This window comes from Marinobacter xiaoshiensis (assembly GCF_031631795.1).
Classification (GTDB): domain Bacteria; phylum Pseudomonadota; class Gammaproteobacteria; order Pseudomonadales; family Oleiphilaceae; genus Marinobacter; species Marinobacter xiaoshiensis.
The window spans coordinates 73,280-90,857 of the sequence record NZ_JAVMBO010000003.1 but is presented as its reverse complement, the minus strand read 5'-3'; the positions used below and the strand labels follow the sequence as shown (position 1 = coordinate 90,857).

17 protein-coding genes are annotated in these 17,578 nt (G+C 54.0%); 5 read left to right on the top strand and 12 right to left on the bottom strand.

What is annotated here, in order from left to right:
* Positions 1-7: 7 nt before the first annotated feature.
* From RKA07_RS00410 to RKA07_RS00365, 10 genes are all read right to left on the bottom strand, one after another.
* A complete protein-coding gene (locus RKA07_RS00410; RefSeq protein WP_310965277.1) occupies positions 8-541 on the bottom strand; it encodes a hypothetical protein in 534 nt (177 codons plus the stop codon).
* Complete coding sequence (gene hemW, locus RKA07_RS00405) at positions 541-1,689, bottom strand: radical SAM family heme chaperone HemW (protein WP_310965276.1); 1,149 nt, start codon at positions 1,687-1,689, stop codon at positions 541-543. Before hemW ends, RKA07_RS00410 begins: the two co-directional genes overlap by 1 nt.
* 5 nt (positions 1,690-1,694) lie before the next feature.
* Positions 1,695-2,294 (bottom strand): RdgB/HAM1 family non-canonical purine NTP pyrophosphatase, encoded by a 600-nt coding sequence (gene rdgB / locus RKA07_RS00400; protein WP_310965275.1) that lies wholly within the window; start codon positions 2,292-2,294, stop codon positions 1,695-1,697.
* Positions 2,295-2,301: 7 nt separating this feature from the next.
* A complete protein-coding gene (locus tag RKA07_RS00395) occupies positions 2,302-2,727 on the bottom strand; it encodes a DUF4426 domain-containing protein (protein ID WP_265092152.1) in 426 nt (141 codons plus the stop codon).
* Between the two features lie 32 nt (positions 2,728-2,759).
* A complete protein-coding gene (metW, locus tag RKA07_RS00390; RefSeq protein ID WP_200203419.1) occupies positions 2,760-3,362 on the bottom strand; it encodes a methionine biosynthesis protein MetW in 603 nt (200 codons plus the stop codon).
* Positions 3,359-4,507, bottom strand: coding sequence for a homoserine O-succinyltransferase MetX (gene metX, locus RKA07_RS00385; protein ID WP_200203423.1), 1,149 nt, complete (start codon positions 4,505-4,507; stop codon positions 3,359-3,361). Before metX ends, metW begins: the two co-directional genes overlap by 4 nt.
* Positions 4,508-4,643: 136 nt before the next feature.
* Entirely contained in the window at positions 4,644-6,608 is a 1,965-nt protein-coding gene (locus RKA07_RS00380) for a dynamin family protein (RefSeq protein WP_310965274.1), read from the bottom strand.
* A gap of 253 nt (positions 6,609-6,861) precedes the next feature.
* Positions 6,862-7,446: a YggT family protein gene (locus RKA07_RS00375; protein ID WP_310965273.1), complete on the bottom strand. Its 585-nt coding sequence runs from the start codon at positions 7,444-7,446 to the stop codon at positions 6,862-6,864.
* A 30-nt stretch (positions 7,447-7,476) separates the two neighbouring features.
* The gene (proC, locus tag RKA07_RS00370) at positions 7,477-8,310 is read right to left on the bottom strand and encodes a pyrroline-5-carboxylate reductase (RefSeq protein WP_200203439.1); all 834 of its coding nucleotides are present in this window, start codon (positions 8,308-8,310) and stop codon (positions 7,477-7,479) included.
* A gap of 61 nt (positions 8,311-8,371) precedes the next feature.
* The gene (locus RKA07_RS00365; protein WP_200203441.1) at positions 8,372-9,076 is read right to left on the bottom strand and encodes a YggS family pyridoxal phosphate-dependent enzyme; all 705 of its coding nucleotides are present in this window, start codon (positions 9,074-9,076) and stop codon (positions 8,372-8,374) included.
* A gap of 139 nt (positions 9,077-9,215) precedes the next feature.
* Here RKA07_RS00365 and RKA07_RS00360 point away from each other — a divergent pair, with 139 nt between their 5' ends.
* From RKA07_RS00360 to RKA07_RS00350, 3 genes are all read left to right on the top strand, one after another.
* Positions 9,216-10,250: a type IV pilus twitching motility protein PilT gene (locus tag RKA07_RS00360; protein ID WP_200203444.1), complete on the top strand. Its 1,035-nt coding sequence runs from the start codon at positions 9,216-9,218 to the stop codon at positions 10,248-10,250.
* A gap of 44 nt (positions 10,251-10,294) precedes the next feature.
* Positions 10,295-11,416 carry a PilT/PilU family type 4a pilus ATPase gene (locus RKA07_RS00355; protein WP_200203447.1) on the top strand — a complete coding sequence of 374 codons (1,122 nt, stop codon included), beginning with the start codon at positions 10,295-10,297 and terminating at the stop codon, positions 11,414-11,416.
* 122 nt (positions 11,417-11,538) lie between these two features.
* On the top strand, positions 11,539-13,029 hold the full coding sequence (locus tag RKA07_RS00350) for an OmpP1/FadL family transporter (protein ID WP_310965272.1): 1,491 nt from the start codon (positions 11,539-11,541) through the stop codon (positions 13,027-13,029).
* Positions 13,030-13,093: 64 nt separating this feature from the next.
* Here RKA07_RS00350 and polA read toward each other — a convergent pair whose 3' ends face one another.
* Positions 13,094-15,841, bottom strand: coding sequence for a DNA polymerase I (gene polA / locus RKA07_RS00345; protein WP_310965271.1), 2,748 nt, complete (start codon positions 15,839-15,841; stop codon positions 13,094-13,096).
* Between the two features lie 87 nt (positions 15,842-15,928).
* Between polA and RKA07_RS00340 the strand changes: the two genes are divergently transcribed.
* Positions 15,929-16,267, top strand: coding sequence for a DUF2782 domain-containing protein (locus RKA07_RS00340; protein WP_200203454.1), 339 nt, complete (start codon positions 15,929-15,931; stop codon positions 16,265-16,267).
* Between the two features lie 13 nt (positions 16,268-16,280).
* Here RKA07_RS00340 and RKA07_RS00335 read toward each other — a convergent pair whose 3' ends face one another.
* Positions 16,281-16,796, bottom strand: coding sequence for a fibronectin type III domain-containing protein (locus RKA07_RS00335; RefSeq protein ID WP_227714980.1), 516 nt, complete (start codon positions 16,794-16,796; stop codon positions 16,281-16,283).
* A 362-nt stretch (positions 16,797-17,158) separates the two neighbouring features.
* On the opposite strand from RKA07_RS00335, the gene RKA07_RS00330 reads away from it, so the two are divergent.
* Positions 17,159-17,539, top strand: a complete 381-nt coding sequence (locus RKA07_RS00330) for a hypothetical protein (RefSeq protein ID WP_200203456.1) — start codon at positions 17,159-17,161, stop codon at positions 17,537-17,539.
* The last annotated feature ends 39 nt before the right edge of the window (positions 17,540-17,578 follow it).

The window sequence follows — 17,578 nt, the reverse complement described above, 5'->3', positions numbered from 1 at the left end:
TGAGCAGCTACCCCGGCGCTAATGGATGGCGCCGGGCTGCACGGATAATCACAAGCCCTGCAAGGCCTAGTGTAAGGGCCGTGAATTTGGCCAGGGAACTGATGGTGGCCGCAAGGCTAATGGCATCCGTGGGCGCCTCCAGGTTATTCAGCAGCAAGACATTCTCTGTCGCATCCGCCACGCCGGCAACAATAAACAGCGCCCTGACCCAGCGTGCGGCGGTTTGTTCACGAACGCCTGGCCGGTCGAGAGTGCAGTGTCGGGTTAGCAGAATCAGGGTCAGGCAGTAGATCGGGATGAAAAAGAAATCGAGCCAAAGAGACAGTTTGGCCCACTGCAGACCCTCCTCTCCCCAGCTTTGTACAATCGCCAGCGCTTGCTCAGCACCACCCGCTAACTGAAAGCTCACAATGCCCTGATGCGCAGACCCGGTTTTCAGAGGCTGATTAATCAGTATTAGCACAGCGAGTAACACCACCGTTGCTATCAGGCAGCCTTTCAGACCTTTGGGGAAAGCCAACAATCGTTTTGCCGTGTCCATTACAGAAAACGCTCCAACAGGCTGTTGAGATACCTTTGCCCCAAGCCGGTGGCTTGAAGCCGGTCATCCGTCAGCAATTTATCATCACGCAACGACTGAAGTTGTACCTCAATGGATGACAAGGGTAAACCCGTTCGCTCATAGAAAAGGCGTTCATCCACCCCTTCGCGCAGGCGCAGAGCGTTCATCAGGAACTCCAGAGGGAGTTCTGCCACTCCTATCGTGTCGCTTCCGGCGGTACGACTGCCGATCCGGTTGAGGTAGGCCTCTGGCTGACGTGTTTTCCAGTAACGCTTTATGGTGCCGTCGGGAAGGCTGATTTTGCCGTGCCCTCCTGCACCTAGCGCCAGATAATCCCCGAAGGTCCAGTAGTTGAGGTTGTGCCTTGAGGCCTTGCCTTGCTGGCACCAGGCAGACACCTCGTAGTCGCTGAAGCCGTGCTGGTACAGAAACTCACTACCGCGCTGGGCAATTTCCCAGAGTAATTCGTCGTCTGGCAAGTCTGGTGGTCGGCTGTAGAACTCTGTATTCGGCTCCAGCGTGAGCTGATACCAGGATAAATGAGGCGGTTCATGGCTCATTGCGGCCCTGAGATCTTCCAACGCCTCGTTTGGAGTTTGGCCGGGTAGGCCGTGCATCAAGTCCAGATTGAAGTTGTCGAAGCCGGCCTTTTGGGCAGACTCGATCGCTCTATGTGCTGCCGTGCTGTCATGAATTCGGCCAAGGGCTTTCAGGTGCACCGGGTTGAAGCTTTGCACACCGATAGATAAACGGTTGATGCCGGCGTCGCGGAAGGCCTCGAACCGGCCTTCTTCCAGAGTACCCGGGTTAGCTTCCAGGGTGATTTCTGCATCGGCTGCAAAGGTCAGCCGCTCCCGCAGCCCTTTGAAAAGCTGTTGGTAAAACTCACCACTCATCAGTGAGGGTGTGCCACCACCGATAAACACGGTTTCCACCGTGCGAGCTGATGCCAATGCCAGGTCCTGGTCAATGTCTTCAAGCAGAGCGTTCAGGTAAGCGGTCTCGGGAATGTCGTTCTGAACAGCGTGGGAGTTAAAATCGCAGTAGGGACATTTGCGCACGCACCAAGGAACGTGAATGTACAGGCTCAGGGGTGGTGTGACCGGCTCGTGCGTGAGAGTGGCCAAGGAATTCAGGCCCCTGCCTTGAGCTGTTCCATCAGCAATGCCAAGGCCCGGCCCCGGTGACTGATCCGGTTTTTCTCATCCCGGCTCAGTTCAGAGGCGCTGCAGTTCTTTTCCGGGCAAAGAAAGATCGGGTCGTAGCCAAAGCCACCGTCGCCTCGGGGCGCTCTGAGAATCGTACCTGGCCAGCGTCCATGACACACAATGGGTGTTGGGTCGTCTGCGTGGCGCAGGTACACCAGAACACAGTGGAATTGTGCGCCGCGTTGGCCATCGGGCACATCCGTCATGGCTTCCAGGAGAGCGTTAAGATTATCCAGGTCAGAAGCCCCGGCCCCGGCGTATCGTGCTGAACGAACCCCCGGCGCGCCGCTCAGCGCATCCACCGCCAAACCACTATCGTCAGCCAATGCAGGTAAGCCGGTTGCCCGGGCGGCGTGACGTACTTTGAGGATGGCATTTTCCACAAACGTAACCGCTGGTTCTTCGGCTTCGCTCACACCCAGCTCGCCTTGAGGCACTGGAATGAGATTCAGTGGCGCAAGAAGTTGGGTGAATTCGAGGATTTTGCCTTTGTTGTTACTGGCAATAACAAGTTGCTCGGGCATAGTTCGCTCAGTCGCCAAAAAGAGTGTGGGCAAATCGTACCGGCAAGTCCTGTTTATGCCCGGTAGGGCGAGCGGTAACGTTGAATGTCATCAGTTCGCCGGATGAGTACTGGTACTGGGCAATAAAGTACACGGAGTCGCCTTCCTGTATTCTGCGAAAGGCCAGAAACTTTACTTGCTGAATGTCGTTTGAAACCTTGCCTTCCACCTGACCGGGTACGGGTTTAATAGCCCCGTTTGCGTCTTCCTGCATAATGGAAATGTTAACGACGCCAATACTTCTGCTGCGCTGAAGGTTGTTGGCCTTTGCGACTTCAGGTGTAAGAAAGGTGCTTGGAAACACGCTCCAGTGAACCTGATAGTCTCCGAAATCTTCCGATCCGGCCAAAGCAGGAAGGCTCACAAGGGCGGCCAGGAATGCGGCTGCTGCCATGGCAATAATGTTGTGCAGGGCTTTGGTTTTCATTACGTTTTCTCCCGGGTAATGCGGTAGATCGCGATCTCACCCAACAGGTTCGGCCAGAAACGCGCCAGCCAGTTGTTCTGGTGCTGACCGTCCACTACGCGACGGCTTTTGATGCGAATGCCTTTCTCGCGGCACAGGGCTTCAAAATCCTTGAAGGTACATAACCGTATGTTGGGGGTGTTGTACCACTTATAGGGTAATGCGTCTGATTCGGGCATGCGGCCGCTAAGAGCCAGCCCCCAGCGCAGTCGCCAGTGTGCGAAGTTGGGGAAGGTCACTATGCCTTCGTCGCCAAGACGCAGCATTTCATCCAGCACCTTGTCTGGGCGGCGAACTGCCTGCAGTGCCTGCGTCATCAATACAATATCGAAGCTGTTGTCTTCAAAGTTGTCCAGGCCCTGGGTATCCAGGTTCTGCTCGATCACTGAAACACCGCGGTTCATGCAGGTAGTTATGTGATCGGGGTTAATTTCCAGACCAAACCCGGTGGCATTGCGTTCCCGCTTGAGGTAATCAAGCAAGGTGCCATCACCACAGCCAAGATCCAGAACATGGTGGCCAGGCTTTACCCATTGCTGGATGATTTCAAGATCCGCTCTCATGCGCCCACCTCTCTGGCAACACGATCCATGTACGCTGTAAAGATATCAGTATAGCGAGGGGTTGGAATCAGGAATGCATCGTGGCCCCAAGGCGCGTCAATTTCTGCATAGCTTACCTTCCGGCGCGCAGCAATCATGGCGTTTACCATTTCCTCTGAACGGGCGGGTGTGAAACGCCAGTCGGTGCTGAACGAAAGCACCAGAAACTCACAACTGGCTTCAGCCATGGCCTTGGACAAATCACCGCCAAACTCATAGGCGGGGTCGAAATAATCCAGTGCGCGGGTCATCAGTAGATAGGTGTTGGCGTCGAAGACTTCAGAGAAGCGCTCGCCCTGGTAGCGGAGGTAGCTTTCAACCTGGAACTCGGCATCGTAACCAAATTTGTAAGCCTGATCTCGTAATTCGCGGCCAAATTTCTCTCCCATGGAGGCATCGGAGAGATAAGTGATGTGGCCTACCATTCGCGCCAGCATCAGCCCGCGGCGGGGCAGGGTGTCGAAATCAAAGTAGCGGCCATCATGGAATTCACGGTCCGAGGTGATTGCCTGGCGCGCTACCTCATTAAAGGCAATGTTCTGAGCTGTGAGGCGTGGACTGGAGGCAATGGCCACGGCATGTTTCAGCCTGTCCGGATAGTCCAGACTCCATTGCAGTGCCTGCATGCCGCCCAGAGAACCACCTACTACCGCTGCCCAGCAGTCAATTCCGAGGCGGTCCGCCAGCAGTGCCTGGCTTTTAACCCAGTCGCCAACGGTGACTACGGGAAAATCCGGGCCGTAAGGCTTGCCTGTGGCAGGGTTGGTCGAGATGGGGCCGGTGCTGCCATGGCAACCACCCAGGTTGTTGAGGCACACTACAAAAAACCGATTGGTATCAACGGGCTTGCCGGGGCCTATGCAAGTATCCCACCAGCCGGGCTTGCGGTCGTCCATAGAATGGTAGCCGGCGGCGTGGTGGTGCCCGCTCAAGGCATGGCAGATGAGCACAGCATTGCTGCGATCGGCGTTAAGTTCGCCATAGGTCTCAACTACCAGATCATAGCGCTCCAGCGTTTGGCCGCACGCCAGTTCAATGGGCGTTTCAAAATGGTACGTCTGCGGGGTGACTACCCCGACAGAATCCACAGGCAGGGAATCGGGCATTGGCGCGGCAGGTTCCTGGTTCGGTCCGTTAGAAAACTACTTTGCTGGCAAGGGCAAACGCCTGTACCAGCAGAGCAGTTTAAAGGCGGGTCGTCATACCTGCAACCGACAGACTGTACGAGGGTCAAGCGGCGGGCTAGAACCCGCCTGAAATATTGACCACTTTTTGCTGGATCATGGTTGGTGCAGGCTTGCGGATTTGACGCTGCATGGCATCCGCCAATTCCAGTTGACGGCGCAAATCAGTGATAGTGTTGTGGAGCCGTTCGCGCTCGGTGCGGCTGTCACGATCGCTTCTCACCATATCCCTAAGGCGACGGATTTGATGTTCCAGTAGCTGTTTTTGCTCCATGGAGTACTGCATGATCGGTAGCAGGGCTTCTGAAGGCCAGCGCTCTACATCTGCGCGTACACGAGCATGCAGGGTTCTGGCTTCGCTCACCATGACATTGAAAAAACGTTGTACCAGGACGGACTGCTCAGTCAGCAGGTTTTTGGGGCTGGCGCGGAAGCGTCGGGCTTTTTTGCGCAGTTCTCTTATAGCAATAACATGGCGGCCGGCGCGAAGAGGAATAGGCTCCAGGTGGCGGGCACGGGTATCTTCGTTGTAGCGACGGTAAATGGCACCAACCATCTTCTCGGCAAGGCGACCCTCACTGAGAAGGTTGCTGAAGTCGCCCTCAAGCAGCTCGAAAAACTGTTCCATGGCGTTGTTCATGCCCGCCGTCGTCCAGCTTTTTGTCATGGATTTCCGGATTTTTTCGGCATGAGCTTCAAACCGGTCTTCGTCTACCAGCTTTTTCAGCATATCGCCTTGAGATGCCATGAGTCGGCGGCTTGAGCGCAGCGTGATCAGCTTTTTGTAGTAAAAGTCGTAATCTTTCTGGGAGCGGTCGGCCAAGCGAGCAAGGGCCGCTTTGTCCATGGTCACGCCGGAGCAGGCCTTGAATTCTTCATCAAGAGAGTCAAGCCGGTTCTGCATGGCGGCCTGGCTATTTTGCAGCATACCCAGCAGATCGTTGATCAGGCTTTGGGTGATCAGCTGCTCTTTATGCATCAGGATGCGCTGAATAATCAGCTGCTCAAGATTGCCAATGTTGGAGCGGGCGAAAAGATCAGAATCTTTCCGGACTCTGGCAACCAATCCCTGTTTTGCCGACAAAGGGATGACATCTTGTTGGCGGATGCCCAGATGATCTGCGGTATAGCCACGCACCCGCTCGATAGCATCGTGTGTATGCTTCTCGCCCTGCAGGTCGTCCCACAGCACATCAATCTTGTTCAGTACCGCAAAGCGACCGGCACGGTGGTCGGCATGCTCGGTATCAATGTATTCCTTCCAGATAGTCATATCGCTGGCGGTAACGCCAGTATCGGCACTTAGCACGAAGATAATAGCGTGCGCGCGCGGGAGCATGCTGATTGTGAGCTCTGGCTCGGAGCCGAGTGCGTTCAGGCCCGGTGTGTCGAGAATCCGCAATCCGCGTTCAAACAGGGGGTGGCGGATACTGATCTGTGCATTGCGCCAGGCAGGAATCAGAACCTTGCCGGGATTGTTGCGGTCTTGCTCCAGCATACTTTCATCAAAGCCCAGAGCGCGTGCCTCTCCGGGGGAAGCGCTTTTCACTCGAGCTACTTCGCCCAGAACCTCGCGCATGATTTCAGGGTCGCGCTCATCCAGTTCGTGCTTAACCCAACGCTCTGGTTGCTTGCGTAGTTGCTGCAGTGACAATTCGCCGGTGCGGGTTTCTATGGGAAGCAGCAGTAGGTAGTTTTCGTTGGCGCTGCGATCAAAGAATAACTCAGTAGGGCACATGGTTGTGCGCCCGGCCTGTGAAGGCAACATGCGCTGGCCAAAGTCAGAGAAGAACAGAGCGTTTATGAGTTCCGTTTTGCCACGGGAGTACTCACCAACAAATGCAATGGTAAGCTCGTCTTCAACGAGCAGTTCAAGCCCATGACGAATCCGTGCACTGATATCATCAGAGAACAGGTTGTTGTCCTGAAGCCACAGCCGGTAACGGCCGATCTGGCGGATCAGCTCTTTTTTCCAGTTATGGTAGGCTTCTACCTGCTGGGTAAGGTTTCCCTGAAGACTCATCGGATATTCCCTCTGCACCACTTCCGGCATTCCCCCGGCTAGCTAAACCGGGCTCCGCATGATGGACGAATTAATTAATTACTGTTAATACTAACCTGTTCCCGCAATGTTTGGAGTCAGGCGATTTTTGGTATGTAGCAGTTGGTGGCAGGAGTTTAATGAAAAAAGCCGCAAAATCAACAGGTTGATGATGCGGCGCAAGATTCAGGATTTTTGTGGAGAACTGTTACAGATTGTTGATTTGAGACGTGACCTACATTCCCAGCCCAATGGCTCCAAGGCCGACAGCCATTTTCATGTGGCCAATAACAACCGTGATAACGTTCAGAATCAGAAAAACGATAATAGGTGACAGGTCCAATCCGCCCATGGACGGCATCAAATTGCGCACCGGGCGCACAACGGGCTCTGTGATTTGTGCGACAAGCTGAATGGCGGGGTGGCTGCTTCCCGGGGCAATCCAGCTGACAACCACTACAGCGATAACCGACCAAAAGTAAATTTTCACGATCAGTTCCAGTACTGCGATAACGCCCCAAACCAAGAGTATGAGCGGGTTTATGGATGGTATGCCGCCGTTGAGGGCTACAAGAATCAGGAAGAATACGACTGCCTGAATGAGAACCGCCAGTACCAGTGCCGCACCGTCAATGCCGCCCCAGCCAGGAATAATCCGGCGCATAGGGCGAAGCAAGGGGTTTGTTGCTTTCACTGCAAACTGGGAGATCGGGTTATAGAAATCAGCTCGAGCCAGTTGCAGCAGAAAACGCAGCAGAATTATGGTCATGTAAAACGTGGACGCGATCAGCAGGATCGTAATCAGGATGTCTGCCAGCATGTAACCTGTTCTCCGTTGTCAGTGATTGTTTTAATCTTTGCCAGCCAGTTCTTTGGCCATTTCTTCCGAGCGCTTGTACGCAGCGTTATACGCTTTTTTAACCAGTTCGCGCATGCCGCCCTCTTCGAAGGTATGCACCGCCTGTTCAGTTGTTCCGCCCGGAGACATCACGTTCTTCTTCAGTTGCGCTGGATCCTGCTCGCTCTTGGCGGCCATTTCAGCGGCGCCTGCCATGGTTTGAATGGCAAGCTGGCGGGCGGTTGCAGGGTTTACGCCGGCGTCTGTTGCTGCGGCCTCCAGAGCTTCCAGCATCAGAAAGAAATAAGCGGGGCCGCTACCGGAAAGGGCTGTTACGCCGTGAAGCAACGCTTCATCCTCAACCCATACTGCAAGGCCGATGCCTTCAAAAACCGATTGCACAGCCTTTTTCTGGGCGCTGGTGACGCTTTCGCTGGCGAATAGACCTGCAGCGCCCTTACCCACCAGCGAGGGCGTGTTGGGCATGACTCGTACAATGGGCAAGCCGCCACCCAGCCACTCATCAAGAGTATCGGCGCCAAGGCCAGCTGCTATGGAAACCATCAGCGGGCGAGTGTTCTGAGCGATGGGGGCTATGTCGCGACATACGTCGGCCATGGCCTGGGGTTTAACCGCGAGCACCACTATATCTGCCTGCTGCGCGCAGTAGCGGTTATCGGTTGTCACGCTGATTCCAAAGCGCTTGCGAATGGATTGCAGGTGTCCGTCGTCCGGCGCACTGGCCCAAATGCTGCTGGCTTTGAAGCCGCTATCCAGCATGCCGCCAATAATGGCACTGGCCATGTTGCCTGCACCGATGAACGAAATGGTTGGTGATTTGCTCAAGGTTTGCTCCAGCGGTTATTCGGTTGTATTCCGGTTCCGATAATAGCAGGTACGGGCCTGTTCAGCTCTTCCGGGAGCGCTCGCCAAAGACGGCTGTGCCAATGCGGACACAGGTAGAGCCTTCTGCGATTGCCGTTTCGAGATCCCCGGACATGCCCATGGATAAAGTGTCCAGTGGCCCGGCTTCCGGAAAGTCTCGCTTTAGCTCTTTCAATGCATTTGCAAGCATTCGGAAACTCTGCCTCAAGCCGGTCTCGCTCTGGTCCGGATCTGGTATGGCCATAAGCCCTCTGAGCGTGAGCCCCGGCAGCTGGCTTATCTCTGAAACCAGTTCCGGCAGTTCCTCTGGCCGGCACCCGGATTTACTCTGCTCATTGTTAATGTTGACCTGAAGGCAAATATTCAATGGGGGCAGGCCGGTTTCTCTTTGCTCGCTCAGGCGTCTTGCAACTTTCAGGCGGTCAACGCTATGAACCCAGGAAAAAGCCGCGGCGATTTGCCGTGTTTTGTTGGATTGAATAGGGCCAATGAAATGCCATTCAATATCGGCCAGGTCGCTGAGCTCTGACATTTTGTCGAGAGCTTCCTGAAGGTAGTTTTCCCCGAAAGCCAGCTGGCCTGCAGTGGCGGCTTCTCTGAGTTCCTCTGCCGAACGGGTCTTACTGACCGCCAACAGGCTCACAGAACCGGCATCGCGGCCTGCCTGCAATGTTGCTTTTTGTATGCGTCGGGTTACGCTCCCGAGGTTGTCTGCTATGCTGCTCATAGTATGAAATAGTCGCGTTTGGTCTGCCCATTATATGGCGACACGTTACTCGCAGGTCACTGAAATGCCAAGTGATCGGAGTAGAGTCATGCCAGACAGGCGCTACCCGGATTAAAGAGTAAGCCCTCCGAGGACTTGTATGGATATTACTGAACTGCTTGCCTTCTCGGCGAAACAGGGTGCGTCTGACTTGCATCTTTCCGCCGGCCTGCCCCCGATGATTCGTGTTGACGGTGATGTTCGCCGTATCAACCTTCCGCCCCTGGAACACAAAGAAGTTCATGGGCTTATCTACGACATCATGAACGACAAGCAGCGCAAGGACTACGAGGAGTTCCTGGAAACGGACTTTTCCTTCGAAGTACCCGGTGTCGCACGCTTTCGTGTTAACGCCTTTAATCAGAATCGGGGCGCAGGTGCCGTTTTCCGTACCATCCCCTCGAAAGTTCTGACTATGGAAGACCTTGGCATGGGTCAGGTGTTCAAGGATATTGCCTCAGTTCCCCGTGGGCTGGTTTTGGTAACCGGGCCGACAGGTTCTGGTAAGTCCACCACTCTGGCAGCGATGGTGGACTACATAAACGATACGCGCTACGAGCACATTCTCACTGTAGAAGACCCAATCGAATTTGTGCACGACTCCAAGAAATGCCTGGTCAACCAGCGGGAAGTGCACCGGGATACTCTGGGCTTTAACGAAGCCCTGCGTTCCGCATTGCGGGAAGACCCCGACATTATTCTGGTTGGTGAGCTTCGGGATCTGGAAACCATCCGTTTGGCCCTCACTGCGGCAGAAACAGGGCACTTGGTATTCGGAACACTGCACACCACCTCAGCAGCAAAAACCATCGACCGGGTGGTAGACGTATTCCCGGCCCAGGAAAAATCCATGGTGCGATCCATGCTTTCTGAATCGCTGCAAGCTGTTATCTCCCAAACGCTCATGAAGAAAATGGGTGGTGGCCGTATAGCTGCGCACGAAATCATGATTGGTACCTCTGCGATTCGGAACCTGATTCGCGAAGATAAAATTGCCCAGATGTACTCATCCATTCAAACGGGTGGCTCCCTGGGTATGCAGACGCTGGATCAGTGCCTGGAGCGCCTGTTGCAGAAAGGCCTGATTTCCCGTGAGGCTGCAAGGCTTAAGGCGAAAATGCCGGATAATTTCTGATTTTGATCGGGCAGTCACTTAGTAAAGAACATAGGTAAATAAAGATGGAATTCGAAAAGCTGCTTCGTCTCATGGTAGAGAAAGGGGGGTCAGACCTCTTTATTACTGCCGGTGTTCCGCCCAGCATGAAAGTGCACGGTAAAGTGCTACCAGTCACCAAGAATGCTTTAACGCCAGAGCAGACCAGGGATTTGGTATACGGTGCAATGACCGAGAAGCAGCGTGCAGAGTTTGAGGATTCTCACGAGTGCAATTTTGCCATAAGCGCCCGGGGTATAGGGCGTTTCCGGGTGAGTGCGTTCTTCCAGCGCAACCTGTGCGGTATGGTGCTGCGACGGATTGAAGTGAAGATTCCTCAGGTCGACGAACTAGGGCTGCCGGAAATCGTCAAAGAACTGGCTATGACCAAGCGCGGGTTGATCATGTTCGTGGGTGCCACAGGCACCGGTAAGTCAACATCGCTGGCCGCCATGCTGGGGCACCGTAACCGTAACAGCCGTGGACACATCATTTCCATTGAAGACCCGATTGAATTCGTGCACCAGCACCAGGGCTGCATCGTCACCCAGCGGGAGGTTGGCATTGATACCGAGAGCTTTGAAGTTGCGCTGAAAAACACGCTGCGACAGGCACCAGACGTTATTCTCATTGGTGAGGTGCGTACCCGCCAGACCATGGAGTATTCGGTTCAATTTGCTGAAACAGGGCATCTTTGCCTCGCGACACTCCACGCGAACAACGCCAACCAGGCACTCGACCGGATTATCCAGTTTTTCCCGCCGGAGCAGCATAACCAGATCTGGATGGACTTGTCCCTTAACCTGAAGGCAATTGTAGCGCAGCAGTTGATTCCCACGCCGGACGGCAAAGGCCGCAAGGCGGTTATTGAGGTTCTGATCAATACGCCACTGGTTGCCGACCTTATCCGAAAAGGCGAGGTTCACAAGCTTAAGGAGTTGATGTCCAAATCTAATGAATCCGGTATGCGGACCTTTGATCAGGCATTGTATGAACTCTATGCCGAAGGCTCTATTACCTACGAAGATGCTTTGGCTCACGCCGACTCAGCTAACGATCTGCGCCTGATGATCAAGTTGGGCGCCGATGCTCAGGGGGCAGACAAATTGTCGTCTTCTGTCGATAAATTGACCATTCAGGATAGCTGACATGCTTGACCCCACCAGGGGGCAAAACTCGTTAGCTTTTGAAATTAGTAGTTTTGGCATTTGAGACCGCTAACCCCAGCTGCGTATACTCCGCCCAACATTAAAAAGGAGTTACCGCTGTTATGAAATCTTCACCTCTGACTCGCGCTATTCGGCTGGCCACGCTGGCCGCAGTAGCTGCCCCAGCCAGCGTTTTCGCTGGCGGTTTTTCCCTGAACGAACAAAGCGCAAGTGCCATGGGCGTTGCTAACGCCGGTGCTGTTGCCAACCCTGAGAACGCAACGACAGTTTTGTTTAACCCTGCGGGCATGAGCCAGCTCAAGGGCACGAATATCTCTTTTGGCGCGGCTGTTCTTGATATTAAGGCTGAGGCCAAGAGTGCCAGTGCCACGAACACATTGGGCGGGCCAGTTAATGGTGGTACTGGTGGTGATATTGCAGATCCAGCCTTCCTGCCTAACTTTTACCTGACCCATGAAATCAACGACTCGATCGATGTGGGCTTTGGTTTTCATGCGCCTTATGGTCTGGCAGCAGACTATGATGACGATTTTGTTGGGCGCTATTTTGCAGACAAGACTGAGCTGACCGTAATTTCGTTTTCACCGGCGATTTCAGTGAATAACGGTAAGGGTCTGTCCATGGGAATTGGCTTGAACGTAATGTACGCCGAAGGCAGGCTGTCCAAGTTCCAGGATGTGCGAGGAGGGTTTTACCAGCAAGGTGTTGCCAATGCCATGCAGCAGGCTGGCGTAACCGATCCATCTTTATTGCCTGCTAGTACCTTGGCAGCTATTTCGGCTGGTGCCAGCGCTCAAGCAGATGGCTATGAACAGGCTTATGGCACCCCCTACGCGGATATAAACGGTGATGACATTGGCATAACATTCCGTGTTGGTTTTTTATATGAGCTGTCTGACAGCACCCAATTTGGCCTGACTGCGCAAACAGGTACAGAGTTTAACCTGGAAGGGGACGTTGAAATCAGCAACTTTCCTGCTCCTGTTGGGCAGCCCCCAACTGGTTTGACGCCGGTAACTCTGACCGAGGATGTGCGTGTACCTTTGGCCATTCCCGAGAGTATAACTCTGGGCGCACGGCATCAGTTGAACGATACCGTCACGCTTCTCGCAGGTGCCAGTTATTCCAGGTGGAGCCGTTTTGAGGAGCTGGATATCATTAGCCGTGAAGGCGGGACAGGCCAAGTTTCCGGATTGACAGGAAACGAAGTCATTACCCACATCACCGAAAAGTGGAAGAACACTTGGCAATTTAACGTCGGTTCAATCTGGCAGGTAACTCCAGAGTGGGCGTTGAAGGCTGGTTATGCTTGGGATGAGTCGCCTGTCGACAACTATCTGACAGCTCGAATCCCATCAAGCGACCGGCACTGGCTGACACTGGGTGGCCAGTGGAAGAGCGTTGATAACGGTTGGACCGTTGATGCGGCCGTTGGTACCTTGCTGTTTACTGACGACCCGAAGGTTGATGAGTACTCATACCTCCATGCTGCACCGGACCAAAAAGACCCAAATGCAGGTGCGTCCAACTATAAGGGCGAGTACGAACTAAGCGCCTGGAGTGCTTCCTTGCAGGTCAGCAAAGCCTTCTAAATCTTTCAGGTGAAGACTTAGCTAAAAAAACGCCCGGCCGAGTTCTCTCGCCGGGCGTTTTTATTCAGTGTGCCTGATCCCAGTTATCACCCACCCCGGCTTCCACTAATAGTGGCACTGCAAGTTTCGCCGCGCCGGACATGCGCTTGATCAGCCCTTCGCGAATCTCATCTACGGCTTCTTCCTTCACTTCAAGAATCAGTTCGTCGTGCACCTGCATGGTCATGCGAGCGGTATCGGGATGCTCTGCGAGCAGCCAGCGCTCCACCTCGATCATCGCCAGTTTAATGATGTCCGCCGCTGTGCCTTGCATGGGAGCGTTTATAGCCGTGCGCTCAGCGGCCTGCTGCAGCTGTTTGTTGCGAGCATTGATCTCGGGCAGGTACAGGCGCCGACCAAACAGGGTTTCAACATAGCCATCGTCGTGGGCCTGCTTGCGGATGTTGTCCATGTACTTGAGTACGCCCGGGTAACGCTCGAAGTAGCGGTCAATATACTCCTGCGCTACGCCACGGGTGACATCCAGTTGCCGGGCGAGCCCGAAGGCAGACATGCCGTAGATCAAGCCGAAGTTAATGGCTTTGGCGCTACGGCGCTGATCGCTGTCTACGTCGTCCAGTGCTACTCCGAAGACTTCAGCGGCAGTCGCTTTGTGGATGTCTTCGCCTTTCTCAAAGGCAGTCAGCATGCCTTTGTCGCCGGAAAGGTGCGCCATAATGCGCAGTTCAATCTGGGAATAATCCGCCGCCAGAAGCTTGTAGCCCTTCTCGGCTATAAAGGCCTGGCGAATGCGCCTGCCCTGGGCTGTCCGGATAGGAATATTCTGCAGGTTGGGTTCAGAAGACGATAGCCTGCCGGTGGCTGTCACGGCCTGATGATACGAGGTGTGCACACGGCCGGTGCGGTGATGAATCAACTCCGGCAAGGTGTCTGTATAGGTGGACTTGAGCTTGCTCAGGCTGCGGTGTTCCAGAATCAGCCTTGGCAGTTCGTGCTCGTGGGCCAGTTCCTGCAATACGGGCTCGGCAGTAGAGGGGGCGCCTTTGGGTGTTTTCTTGATGACTGGCAGCCCCATCTTTTCGTAAAAGATGGCTTGTAATTGCTTTGGTGAGGCCAGGTTGAAGTTTTCGCCAGCAACTTCGTGGGCTTCTTTTTCCAGCTCTGCCATCCGCTCTGCCAATTCCTGGCTATGCTGCCGCAGAGTACTTGCGCGGATCAATGTACCGCGTTGTTCCATGCGAGACAGCACCGGCACCAGAGGCAGGTCTATGTTTTCATAGACTGACTGGAGCTTGCCAATCTCTGCCAGTTGCGGGCGCAGCACCTGGTGCAGGCGCAAGGTGATGTCCGCATCTTCAGCGGCATATAGGCCTGCTTTTTCAAGGTCCAGCTGATTAAAGGTGAGCTGTTTGGCGCCTTTGCCTGCTATGGATTCAAATGTGATGGTTTCCTCGCCCAGATAGTTTCGAGCCAGGGTGTCCATATCGTGACGAGATGACACGGAATTCAGCACGTAGGACTCCACCATGGTGTCTTCGGCGATGCCTTCCAGACAGATGTCATGATTGGCGAGCACGTTTTTATCGTACTTCAGGTTCTGGCCAACCTTCTTCAGGTCAGGATCTTCGAGCAAGGGCTTTAGCTGGGCCAGAACGTCATTACGATCAAGCTGCTCCGGGGCGCCCATGTAATCATGGCCAAAGGGCACGTAGGCTGCTTCGCCCGCCTCGATGGCAAAAGACACACCTACCACTTCGGCACTCATGTACTTCAGGCTTGTTGTTTCTGTATCAAAAGCGAACAGTTCGGAGTTTTTCAGCCTTGATACCCAGTCGTCTAGCTCTTTCTGGTTGGTAATGACGCTGTAGCGCTTTTCTTTTGGTGCTGGGGCCGCGGTGTCACTGGGCGCTTCAGGTTCCTTGCTTGCACCTTCCAAAACGGCTTCCGGGGCTTTGGTTTCCAGTTCGGCAGTCCAGCCGCGAAGTTCGTATTCTCTGAACAATTCGAGCAGCTCTTCATCGTTTTGCTGCCGTTCCTCGAGGTCTTCAAGGCCAAATTCCAGCTCCACATCCATTTTGATAGTGGCCAGCTCCCGGCTCAGGGGCAGGGTGTCGATTGCATCACGCAAATACTCGCCAATCTTGCCTTTAATCTCGCCTGCATGCTCTATAACCCCATCAAGGGTGTCGTATGCTGTGAGCCATTTTACGGCTGTTTTTGGACCGCACTTGTTCACGCCTGGAATGTTGTCCACTTTGTCGCCGACCAGTGCCAGGTAGTCAATTATCTGGTCCGGACGAACGCCGAACTTTTCCACAACGCCGTCCCGGTCCATGTGGACTTCGGTCATGGTATTGATCAGTGTTACGTGGTCGCTCACCAATTGCGCCATATCCTTGTCGCCGGTTGAAACTACTACGTCAATGCCCTTGCTGGTCGCTTCGTTGGCCAGGGTACCAATAACATCGTCGGCCTCCACGCCATCCACGATCAACAGCGGAAGCCCCATGGCTCGTACCATCTGGTGAATGGGTTCAATCTGTATGGCCAGGTCTTCCGGCATGGGTGGCCGGTTGGCCTTATACTCTTCATACAGGTCGTGGCGGAAGGTTTTGCCTTTGGCATCGAATACCACAACGACTTTTGATCCGGGAAAATCCTGGTCGAGGCGTCGGATCATTGCGATAACGCCTTTAATGGCGCCAGTAGGGTGGTTCTTGCTGGTAGTCAGTGGTGGAAGTGCATGATATGCACGGAATAAATAGGACGAACCGTCCACAAGCACCACAGGTGGGGTCTTTTGCTCTGTCATGTCAAAACGGGTCCGGATTCTGATTGAAGCGTGGGTTGGCTTGTGCAACTCTGTACTGAATATGTTGTTTAAAAGGGTATCACGAAAATGAAACGAATCGCCTGCTCTGCCTTCCTGTTGGTTTTGGGCTTTGGTTCTGCGATGGCGCAAGACAGCGGTGCTTTGGATGAAACTTTGGTCGAAACACCCAGAGAGCCGGTTGTGGTGTCTGATTACCAATCATCAACCGCTGGCCCGCAGATTGTTATCCGCCCCGGGGATAATGAGGTGTTCTATGAGTACCGGGTGAATGGCCAGCTTATGGAGATCAAAGTGGTGCCGGAAGTGGGGCTCGAATACTATCTTGTGCCCGCAGATGGCGGCGGTTGGATACGGGAAACCGATTCCGACATGTTGGTGCCGAGCTGGATTCTGTTCCGCTGGTAAGCCCGCCCTGTGTTCAGATCAAGTCAACTAGCACCGGCTCTGAGCGCCGGCTTTCCAGCCCTTCGGCATCCACCGTTGTAATCTCAAACTCGTAAGCGCCGGGCGCCAGGTCGGTAAGTGGCTGACTTGTGCGTTCCGGGTTGTCGACGGGGATTACACTAAAGCTGTCCTCGTGCCTTAACCGGTAGTAGATCCGGAAGCCTGCAATTTGGCCAGGCTTTAGTGCGGAACCGTCCTCTCGGGTTTGTGGGGCGCTCCAGCTCAAGGCTTTTGGGGGCTTTACTTCATCTGTGGAAGTATTGGTTGGCGGCTTTTGTCCAAGTGTTTCGAGTAGCCCACCTGTTGCCGCGTCGACCCGGCTGTTTGCGAGCTCGGATGCTCTGGCAGCTGTTGTGCGAGTCGCTCTGTCATCCTCCTGGCAGCCAGTCAGGAACCACAGCGTCGAGATAAGGGTAATAAATTGCAGGCAAGCGAGCAGGCTAAATCTGCTCCGCCGCGAGAAGACTCGATAAGGCATGGCACGTTTCATGACGTTCTCTAAATAGACTATCGATATAACTGCAGCTATATCGCTCGCACGTTGGGGCTGCTTTTGCAGCCTCTATTTTTTATGAGTTCGTGGCGCCGGAATAAAGCGGGGAGACGGCTACAGAAAACAGCTCTGCATTATGCGGATCGAGAGGCGCCTGACAAGTGAATAATCCGTAAAAAAACCTATATGCAGACGGAGTGCTCATTTTGGTTTTAGTATGAACATTCTAATTTTTCACCGTAACCTTGGATACAGAATCAGAGAAAGGCGTTTACCTTCTCGCTGATCAAGCAGGCCAAAACCGCGATCAGTAGTGAGGTGAAGGTCTAAAGAGCTTCAGTAAACCAAGGAGAAGTGACATGAGCAAACTCAAAACTTACCAGGAACAGCTTCAGGAAATCGTAGAGAAAGGCATCAATGCCGCTGAACAGCAGCAGAAGAAGCTTTCAGCCAAGCCTTTCGATTTCGCAGAAAAGCTCGAAACCGAAGCGCGTGAGTACAGCGTCAAGACACTGCGCGAGCGCTACAACGGTTACAGCGACAGCCTGTTTGGTCAGTTGCGCACGTTGAATAGCCGTTTCGGTAACTTTGCAGGCGATCTCGTAGCCAAGCTTGAAAAAGAAGCCGCTGAAGGCGCAGACGTGGTTGCTGAAGCCGCTCAGGACGTCAAGAAGACTGTAGAGACCAAGAAGCCGGCCGCCAAGACGACTGCAAAGAAGAAAACTGCTGCTTCTGCCTGATTCAAGGTGATGCAGTTGGGCCAGCGCGAAGTTAGCGCT